The sequence below is a fragment of the Dietzia papillomatosis NBRC 105045 genome (assembly GCF_001570845.1).
Taxonomy (GTDB): domain Bacteria; phylum Actinomycetota; class Actinomycetes; order Mycobacteriales; family Mycobacteriaceae; genus Dietzia; species Dietzia cinnamea.
Window position 1 is genome coordinate 56,460 of sequence record NZ_BCSL01000021.1, and the last position, 8,781, is coordinate 65,240.

The following is an 8,781-nucleotide window of genomic DNA, read 5'->3' on the forward strand; positions in this document are numbered from 1 at the left end:
CATGACCACAGCGATGAACGACGGGTCCACCGAGCTGACGCCGTTCGTCCGCGCGCACGTCCTCGCCGAGGCGCTGCCGTGGCTGCAGAAGTTCCACGACAGGATCGTCGTGGTGAAGTACGGCGGCAACGCGATGATCGACGACGGGCTCAAGAAGGCCTTCGCCGCCGACATGGTCTTCCTGCGCACCTGCGGACTGAAGCCCGTCGTGGTCCACGGCGGGGGACCGCAGATCACGTCGATGCTCACTCGGCTCGGGATGGAGGGGAAGTTCCGCGGCGGGTTCCGGGTCACCACCCCCGAGGTGATGGACGTGGTGCGGATGGTGCTGTTCGGGCAGGTCGGTCGCGAACTCGTCGGACTGATCAACGCCCACGGCCCGTACGCGGTCGGCATCTCCGGCGAGGACGCCGGCCTGTTCACCGCCGTCCGCCGCACCGCGATGGTCGACGGCCGGCCCACAGACATCGGGCTGGTCGGCGACGTCGAGTCCGTCGACCCCCGCGCGGTCCTCGACCTCATCGAGGCCGGGCGAATCCCCGTGGTCTCGACCATCGCCCCCGACGCCGACGGCACCGTCCACAACATCAACGCCGACTCCGCCGCGGGCGCCCTCGCCGCGGCCCTGGAGGCGGAGAAGCTCATCGTCCTCACCGACGTCGAGGGGTTGTACACCGACTGGCCCGACCGTTCCTCGCTGGTGACCCACCTGGGCACCGAGCCGCTGGAGCGACTGCTGCCGTCCCTGGAGAGCGGGATGGTCCCCAAGATGGAGGCCTGCCTGCGCGCGGTGCAGGGTGGCGTGCGCGCCGCCCACGTCATCGACGGCCGTGTCGAGCACTCCGTGTTGCTGGAGATCCTCACCGAGGGCGGCATCGGGACGATGGTGACCGAGGGCGATCACGAGACCCGGATACCGGCAGGAGACCACGCGTGAGTGAGAAGACCACCCCCACCCTCACCTCGAGGTGGGACACCGCGCTGATGCGCAACTACGGAACCCCGCCGCTCGAGCTGGTATCGGGACGCGGCGTGACGGTCGTCGGGGCGGACGGCCGGGAATACACCGACCTGCTCGGCGGTATCGCGGTCAACTCGCTCGGTCACGCCCACCCCGCGGTCGTCGACGCGGTCAGCCGACAGATCGCCGAGCTGGGGCACGTGTCGAACCTGTACGTCCACCAGACGGTCGTCGAGCTCGCCGAGCGGCTCGAGTCGCTGCTGGCGGTGGACCAGCCGGTACGGGCCTTCTTCTGCAACTCGGGCGCTGAGGCCAACGAGGCCGCGTTCAAGATCGCGCGCCGCACCGGGCGTTCGCGGATCCTCGCCGCCGAGAACGGCTTCCACGGACGCACGATGGGCGCCCTCGCGATGACCGGCCAGCCCGCCAAGCGGGAACCGTTCGAGCCGATGCCGGCCGGCGTCGAGTTCTACCCGTACGGCGACATCGATGCCCTCACCGCACTCGTGGAGACGGCGCCCGCTGACACCGCAGCCGTGATCCTCGAGCCGCTGCAGGGCGAGGGCGGCGTCGTCGAACCGCCGGAGGGGTTCCTCGCGGACGTCCGCGCGTTGTGCACAGAGCACGGCGTCCTCATGATCGTCGACGAGGTCCAGACCGGCATCGCGCGCACCGGCGCGATGTTCGCCTCCCGTAAGGCGGGCGTGGTGCCCGACGTGATCACCCTCGCCAAGGGACTCGGCGGCGGGTTGCCGATCGGGGCGTGCCTCGGGGTCGGGGCGGCCGGCGAGCTGCTCACGGCGGGTCAGCACGGGACGACCTTCGGGGGCAACCCGGTGTCCTGCGCCGCCGCGCTCGCCGTGCTCGACACGATCGAGTCCGAGGACCTCGTGGCCCACGTCGACCGGCTCGGCAAGATCATCGCCGCCGAGATCGAGTGCCTCGACCACCCGCTGATCGATCACGTGCGGGGGCGGGGTCTGCTGCTCGGGATGGTCCTCACCGCGCCGGCCGCGAAGTCCGTGGAGGAGGCCGCGCGAGCCTCCGGCTATCTCGTGGGTGCCACGGCCGCCGACGTCGTCCGGCTCGCCCCGCCGCTCGTCCTCACGGAGGGGCAGGCGGCGGAGTTCGTCTCCGCCCTTCCCTCGATCCTCGACACCGCGTCCCAGAAGGAGTCCTCGTCATGACCGGTTCGCCCGTGGCCTCCCGCTCGGTGCGCCACTTCCTCCGCGACGACGACCTGAGCCCCGACGAGCAGTCCGCCGTCCTGGACCTGGCGTTGGAACTCAAAGCCGAGCCGTTCTCCGCGCGCCCGCTGGAGGGCCCACGCTCCGTCGCCGTCATCTTCGACAAGACGTCGACACGGACCCGTTTCTCCTTCGACGCCGGAATCGCGCAACTGGGCGGCAACCCGATCGTCGTCGAGTCCGGTTCGACTCAGATGGGCAAGGGAGAGACGCTCGAGGACACCGCGAAGGTGATGTCCCGTTACGTCGAGGCGATCGTGTGGCGGACGTACTCTCAGGACGGGCTCGTCGAACTCGCCGGGCACTCGGACGTCCCGGTCGTCAACGCGCTGAGTGATGAGTTCCACCCCTGCCAGATCCTCGCGGACCTCCTCACGATCCGGGAGAACTTCGGCCGCACGGCCGGCCTGCGAGCCGTGTATCTCGGCGACGGGGCCAACAACATGGGGCACTCCTACCTGCTCGGCTTCGCCACGGCCGGAATCCACATCATCATCGCCGCTCCGGACGGATACCAGCCCTCCGGACAGGTGGTGGCCGACGCCGAGCGGATCGCGGAGGCCACGGGCGGATCGGTCGGCATCACCACCGACGTCGCCTCGGCCGTCGAGGGGGCCGACGTGCTCATCACCGACACCTGGGTGTCGATGGGCATGGAGGACTCCGCAGCCGACCGCCTCCGGGACCTGGCCGGTTACCGGCTCGGACAGGAGGCGGTGGACCGGGCCTCCGACGACGTGATCGTCCTGCACTGCCTGCCCGCGTACCGGGGCAAGGAGATCTCCGCCGAGGTCATCGACGGGCCCCGCAGCAGGGTGTTCGACGAGGCGGAGAACCGTCTCCACGCCCAGAAGGCCCTGCTCGTCTGGCTCCTGGAGCGGGCGTGACCGCGGTCGGCGCCGTGAGTAGGACGGTGCGGCACGCCCGCATCACCGACATCCTTCGGCGCCGTCCGGTGCGCAGCCAGACCGAACTGGCCGAGGCGCTGGCGGAGGAGGGGATCGCCGTAGCGGTGGCGACCCTGAGTAGGGACCTGGACGAGCTCGGCGCCGTCAAGCTCCGCGCCGCCGACGGGGGAGCGGGCCGCTACGTCATCCCGGAGGACGGGAGCCATGTCCCGGGAATCCCCGGGGGCACGGACCGACTGGCCAAGATGCTCGGCGAACTGCTCGTGTCCGCCGACCACAGCGGCAACATGGCGGTCCTGCGCACGCCGCCGGGGGCCGCCAACTTCCTCGCCAGCGCGCTCGACCGCGCCAACCTGGATGACGTCGTCGGGACGATCGCCGGGGATGACACCATATTCGTGATGGCCCGCGAACCCGTCGCCGGAGCGGAACTCGCGGACCGGCTCGCCGCGCTGGCCCGACGCCAGCTCTGACCCCGCGACCCGCACACCCGCACCCACAGACCCACAAACCCACAGCACACACCAAGGAGAACACCATGTCCGATCGCGTCGTCCTCGCCTACTCCGGCGGACTCGATACCTCCGTCGCCATCAGCTGGATCGGCAAGGAGACCGGTGCCGAGGTCGTCGCCGTCGCCATCGATCTCGGCCAGGGTGGCGAGGACATGGACGTGGTGCGCCAGCGCGCCCTGGACTGCGGCGCCGTCGAGTCGATCGTCGTGGACGCCCGCGACGAGTTCGCCGAGGAGTACTGCGCCCCCACCATCAAGGCCAATGGTCTCTACATGCGGCAGTACCCGCTCGTGTCGGCGATCTCCCGCCCGCTCATCGTCAAGCACCTGGTGACAGCGGCGAAGATGCACGGCGGCACCTCCGTCGCGCACGGCTGCACGGGCAAGGGCAACGACCAGGTCCGCTTCGAGGTCGGTTTCGGTGCCCTCGCCCCTGACCTCGACGTCATCGCGCCGGTACGCGACTACGCGTGGACCCGCGAGAAGGCGATCGAGTTCGCCGAGAAGAACGAGATCCCGATCAACGTCACCAAAAAGTCGCCGTTCTCGATCGACCAGAACGTCTGGGGCCGCGCGGTGGAGACGGGTTTCCTCGAGGACCTGTGGAACGCCCCCACCAAGGACGTCTACGACTACACCGAGGATCCGACGATCAACTTCGCCGCCCCTGACGAGGTCACCGTGACCTTCTCCGAAGGCGTGCCGGTCGCGATCGACGGCCGTAAGGTCAGTGTGCTCGAGGCGATCGAGGAGCTCAACCGTCGCGGCGGCGCGCAGGGCGTGGGGCGTCTCGACATGGTCGAGGACCGGTTGGTGGGCATCAAGAGCCGCGAGGTGTACGAGGCTCCGGGCGCGATGATTCTCATCACCGCCCACAAGGCCCTCGAGGACGTCACGCTCGAGCGCGAGCTCGCCCGCTACAAGTCCGGCGTCTCGGACGAGTGGTCGAACGCGGTCTACGACGGCCTGTGGTTCTCGCCCCTGAAGTACGCGCTGGACGCCTTCATCGACAACACCCAGCAGCACGTCTCGGGCGACATCCGGATGGTCCTGCACGGCGGGTCGATCACCGTCAACGGCCGCCGGTCCGACTCCTCGCTGTACGACTTCAACCTCGCGACCTACGACGAGGGTGATTCGTTCGACCAGAGCTACGCCAAGGGCTTCGTCAACCTACACGGCCTGAGCTCCAAGATCGCCGCCAAGCGGGACCTCGGCCTGTGAGTGCCGAGCAGAACGGCGGCGGGCGGACGACCGGGGAAGACCGGCACGGGACCAATACCGGCGCGCTGTGGGGCGGCCGGTTCGCCGGCGGCCCGGCGGAGGCCATGGCCGCACTGAGCAAGTCCACCCACTTCGACTGGGAGCTGGCCCCGTATGACATCCGGGCGTCCAAGGCGCACGCCCGGGTGCTGCACCGGGCGGGCCTGCTCACCGGGCCGGACCTGGACTCGATGCTCGACGGGCTGGATCGGCTCGCCGCTGACGTCGACTCCGGCGCGTTCGTCCCGGCCGAGTCGGACGAGGACGTTCACGGGTCTCTCGAACGCGGGCTCATCGACAGGGTCGGCCCCGAGGTCGGTGGGCGGCTGCGGGCCGGCCGCTCGCGCAACGACCAGGTCGCCACGCTCTTCCGGATGTGGCTCCGCGACGCGGTCCGGGTGGTGGCGACGGGCGTGCTCGACGTGGTCGACGCGCTCGTCGCGCAGGCCGACGCCCACCCGGAGACGGTCATGCCGGGCAAGACCCACTTCCAGGCAGCCCAGCCGGTGTTGCTCTCGCACCAGTTGCTCGCCCACGCGCAGCCGCTGTTGCGCGATCTCGACCGGATCAGGGACCTGGACCGCCGGCTGGCAGTGTCGCCCTACGGGTCGGGCGCACTGGCCGGGTCCTCTCTCGGGCTGGACCCGGACGCGATCGCTGCGGAGCTGGGCTTCGACCGCGCGGCGGACAACTCGATCGACGCCACGAGCTCGAGGGACTTCGCGGCAGAGGCGGCCTACGTGCTCGCGCAGATCGCGGTCGACCTCTCCCGTCTGGCCGAGGAGATCATCGCCTGGTCCACTCCGGAGTTCGGGTACGTCACGCTCGCCGACGAATGGTCGACGGGCAGCTCGATCATGCCGCAGAAGAAGAACCCGGACGTCGCCGAGCTGATGCGAGGGAAGACGGGGCGACTCATCGGCAACCTCACCGGGCTGCTCGCGACCCTCAAGGCGCAGCCGTTGGCCTACAACCGGGACCTACAGGAGGACAAGGAGCCGGTCTTCGACTCCGTGGCGCAACTGGACCTGCTGCTGCCGGCGATGGCAGGGCTCGTCGGCACGCTCGAGTTCCATCCCGAGCGACTCGCCGAGCTCGCGCCGGCCGGTTACACACTGGCGACGGACATCGCGGAGTGGATGGTCCGCCAGGGCGTCCCGTTCCGGGTCGCCCACGAGGCGGCCGGTGAGTGCGTGCGGGTGGCCGAGGGCCGCGGCGTGGGACTGGACGAGTTGGACGACGACGAGTTGGCGGCCGTGGACCCCGCGCTCACGCCCGAGGTCCGCGAGGTCCTCACGGTGTCCGGTTCGGTCGCGTCGAGGAACGCCCGTGGTGGGACCGCGGGTGAGGCCGTGGCGGAGCAACGCCGGCGGTTGGGCGAGGTCCGTGACCAGTTCGCCGCGTGGGTAGGGTGAGAGTCATGTCCGTCATCGACGCACGTCTGCTCGAGATCCTCGCCTGTCCTGAGGACAAGGGCCCCCTCCTCCTGATCGACGGGGAGACGCTGTACAACCCGCGTCTGCGCCGGGCCTACCGGATCGAGGACGGCATCCCCGTCCTGCTGGTCGACGAGTCCCGGCAGGTCGACGACGCCGAGCACGCGGATCTCGTCGCCCGGTCGGGCGGCACGCCCGCGGAGTGAGTCCGCTGGCGGGCGCGCCCCGGGCCGACCGCGACGACACCGGTGGCTACGAGACGGGTGGCGAGCGGTTCCGGGAGTTGCTGCGCGCCTCGTCCCCGGACGAGGCGGCGCGGCTACTTCTCGGCGGGATCCTCACACACGACACGGTCTCGGTGCGCGTCATGGAGGTCGAGGCGTACGGCGGACCCGCCGACTCGGCGTTTCCTGACGCGGCGGCCCACACGTGGCCGGGTCGCACGGCCCGCAACGAGGTGATGTTCGGCGACGCCGGTCACCTGTACGTCTACCTGAGCCACGGGTTGCACCAGTGCGTGAACATCACCTGCCGACCTCGGGGTGAGGGAGGGGGTGTGCTCCTCCGGGCGGCCCGCGTCGTGGGCGGTCACGAGACCGTGGAGACCCGCCGGCCCGGCATCCCGGTGGAACGCACCGCCCGAGGCCCCGGCAACCTCGGACGCACGCTCGGCATCGATCTGTCGATGCGGGGCACCAATGTGTTGGACCCCTCGTCGTCGATCAGGTTCCGACCCGAGCCGGTCCCCGACGACCACATCCGCTCCGGTCCGCGCGTGGGGGTCTCCCGCGAGGCGGACCGGCCCTGGCGGTTCTGGCTCGCCGGCGCGCGGGAGGTCTCCGCCTATCGGCGGAGCCCACGCGCACCGCAGGTCACCCGCCCCGTGGTGGCCGGTCGCACCGATGGGGGACAATGACGGTCGTGACCAACGACATCCTCGATGAACTGCAGTGGCGTGGGCTGATCGCCCAGTCGACCGACCTGGAGGCGCTTCGCGCCCACCTCGACGCGGGGACGGTCTCTCTCTACTGTGGGTTCGACCCGACCGGTCCGAGTCTGCATGCCGGGCACCTCATCCCGTTGCTGACCCTGCGCCGGTTCCAGCTGGCCGGGCACCGGCCCATCGTCCTCGCCGGCGGCGCCACAGGGATGATCGGCGACCCCCGCGAGGTGGGGGAGCGGGTCATGAACACCTCCGACACCGTCGCGGAGTGGACCGAGCGGATCGCCGGCCAGTTGGAATTGTTCGTCGACCTCACCGAGGGACCCACCGGTGCGCGGGTGGTGAACAACATGCAGTGGACCGGGCACATGACGGTCATCGAGTTCCTGCGCGACGTCGGTAAGCACTTCTCGCTCAACACGATGCTCGGGCGCGACACCGTCAAGCGTCGCCTCGAGGGCGAGGGCATCTCGTTCACCGAATTCTCCTACATGCTGCTGCAGGCAAACGACTTCCTGCAGTTGCGCCGCAACATGGGGTGCACACTGCAGCTGGGTGGATCCGACCAGTGGGGGAACATCATCGGCGGTGTCGACCTCAACCGGCGGGTGGACGGCGAGACGGTCCACGCGATGACGGTCCCCCTCGTGACTTCTGCCGACGGGAAGAAGTTCGGCAAGTCCACCGGCGGCGGCAGTCTGTGGCTGGATCCGTCCATGACGAGCCCGTACACCTGGTACCAGTACTTCCTCAACACCGCCGACGCCGACGTCGTGCGCTACCTACGGTGGTTCTCCTTCCTCGAGCGTGAGGAGATCGACGAGCTCGAGGCGTCGACCCGCGACAAGCCCCACCTGCGCGCGGCGCAGAAGCGCCTCGCCGAGGAGATGACGACGCTCGTGCACGGCGTGGCCGCGACGGAATCCGTCCAGGCCGCCGCGCAGGCCCTGTTCGGCCGCGGCGAGCTCGACGGGCTCGACGAGGCGACTCTGGCGGCGGCGCTCGAGGACGCCGGCGCGGTGGAGATCGCCCCGGGCAGCCCTACGACCATCGTCGACCTGCTCGTCGCCTCCGGGCTGAGCGAGAGCAAGGGTGCCGCCCGCCGTGCGGTCGGTGAGGGGGGCGCGTACGTCAACAACGAGCGGGTCTCGGACCCGGAGTGGACGCCGTCCTCCGGTGATCTCCTCCACGGCAAATGGTTGGTCCTGCGGCGTGGCAAGAAGAGCTTCGCGGGCGTCCGCATCAGCTGATCAGCCCCTGCGTACGACGATGGCGTCGGCTCTCGCCGACGCCATCGTTCGTTAGCTGGCTTGACCTGCGGGTTTGCGTTTCCGTTCACACCTGCGTAACTTATTGGACGTCGCCGAGAGCGGCGCGGACCGAGAGGCCCGAGCCGCCCGAGGAGACAGCCTCCGCGAAGCGGGAGGGCCCAGCCGGGTTTGACACGGTGAAGCGGGTCCGCTAAGCTGGAGGAGTTCCCTCGAAAGGGGCGGTGATCACCCCGGATGT

9 protein-coding genes are annotated in these 8,781 nt (G+C 69.9%); all 9 read left to right on the plus strand.

Annotated features, from left to right (window positions below; all coding sequences use genetic code 11):
• Position 1 precedes the first annotated feature (1 nt).
• The 9 genes from argB (at position 2) to tyrS (ending at position 8,522) form a co-directional block, all read left to right on the plus strand.
• Entirely contained in the window at positions 2-937 is a 936-nt protein-coding gene (argB, locus tag DPA01S_RS09310) for an acetylglutamate kinase (RefSeq protein ID WP_061915644.1), read from the plus strand.
• On the plus strand, positions 934-2,148 hold the full coding sequence (locus DPA01S_RS09315; protein WP_084374735.1) for an acetylornithine transaminase: 1,215 nt from the start codon (positions 934-936) through the stop codon (positions 2,146-2,148). The genes argB and DPA01S_RS09315 overlap by 4 nt, the downstream gene beginning before the upstream one ends.
• Positions 2,145-3,095: an ornithine carbamoyltransferase gene (argF, locus tag DPA01S_RS09320; protein WP_061228759.1), complete on the plus strand. Its 951-nt coding sequence runs from the start codon at positions 2,145-2,147 to the stop codon at positions 3,093-3,095. The genes DPA01S_RS09315 and argF overlap by 4 nt, the downstream gene beginning before the upstream one ends.
• Positions 3,092-3,589, plus strand: coding sequence for an arginine repressor (locus DPA01S_RS09325; protein WP_106385954.1), 498 nt, complete (start codon positions 3,092-3,094; stop codon positions 3,587-3,589). Before argF ends, DPA01S_RS09325 begins: the two co-directional genes overlap by 4 nt.
• Before the next feature lie 65 nt (positions 3,590-3,654).
• Positions 3,655-4,854, plus strand: a complete 1,200-nt coding sequence (locus tag DPA01S_RS09330) for an argininosuccinate synthase (protein WP_061228757.1) — start codon at positions 3,655-3,657, stop codon at positions 4,852-4,854.
• Positions 4,851-6,308, plus strand: a complete 1,458-nt coding sequence (argH, locus tag DPA01S_RS09335; RefSeq protein WP_061228756.1) for an argininosuccinate lyase — start codon at positions 4,851-4,853, stop codon at positions 6,306-6,308. The genes DPA01S_RS09330 and argH overlap by 4 nt, the downstream gene beginning before the upstream one ends.
• Before the next feature lie 5 nt (positions 6,309-6,313).
• Positions 6,314-6,535, plus strand: coding sequence for a Trm112 family protein (locus DPA01S_RS09340; RefSeq protein ID WP_061228755.1), 222 nt, complete (start codon positions 6,314-6,316; stop codon positions 6,533-6,535).
• On the plus strand, positions 6,532-7,245 hold the full coding sequence (locus DPA01S_RS09345; RefSeq protein WP_082767695.1) for a DNA-3-methyladenine glycosylase: 714 nt from the start codon (positions 6,532-6,534) through the stop codon (positions 7,243-7,245). The genes DPA01S_RS09340 and DPA01S_RS09345 overlap by 4 nt, the downstream gene beginning before the upstream one ends.
• A 5-nt stretch (positions 7,246-7,250) precedes the next feature.
• Entirely contained in the window at positions 7,251-8,522 is a 1,272-nt protein-coding gene (gene tyrS, locus DPA01S_RS09350) for a tyrosine--tRNA ligase (RefSeq protein WP_061228802.1), read from the plus strand.
• Positions 8,523-8,781 lie beyond the last annotated feature (259 nt).

Excerpts from the sequence above, each read along its gene's own strand:
- argB (WP_061915644.1), top strand. The coding sequence starts at position 2 with ATGACCACAGCGATGAACGACGGGTCCACCGAGCTGACGCCGTTCGTC.
- argF (WP_061228759.1), top strand. The coding sequence starts at position 2,145 with ATGACCGGTTCGCCCGTGGCCTCCCGCTCGGTGCGCCACTTCCTCCGC.
- DPA01S_RS09330 (WP_061228757.1), top strand. The coding sequence starts at position 3,655 with ATGTCCGATCGCGTCGTCCTCGCCTACTCCGGCGGACTCGATACCTCC.
- DPA01S_RS09340 (WP_061228755.1), top strand. The coding sequence starts at position 6,314 with ATGTCCGTCATCGACGCACGTCTGCTCGAGATCCTCGCCTGTCCTGAG.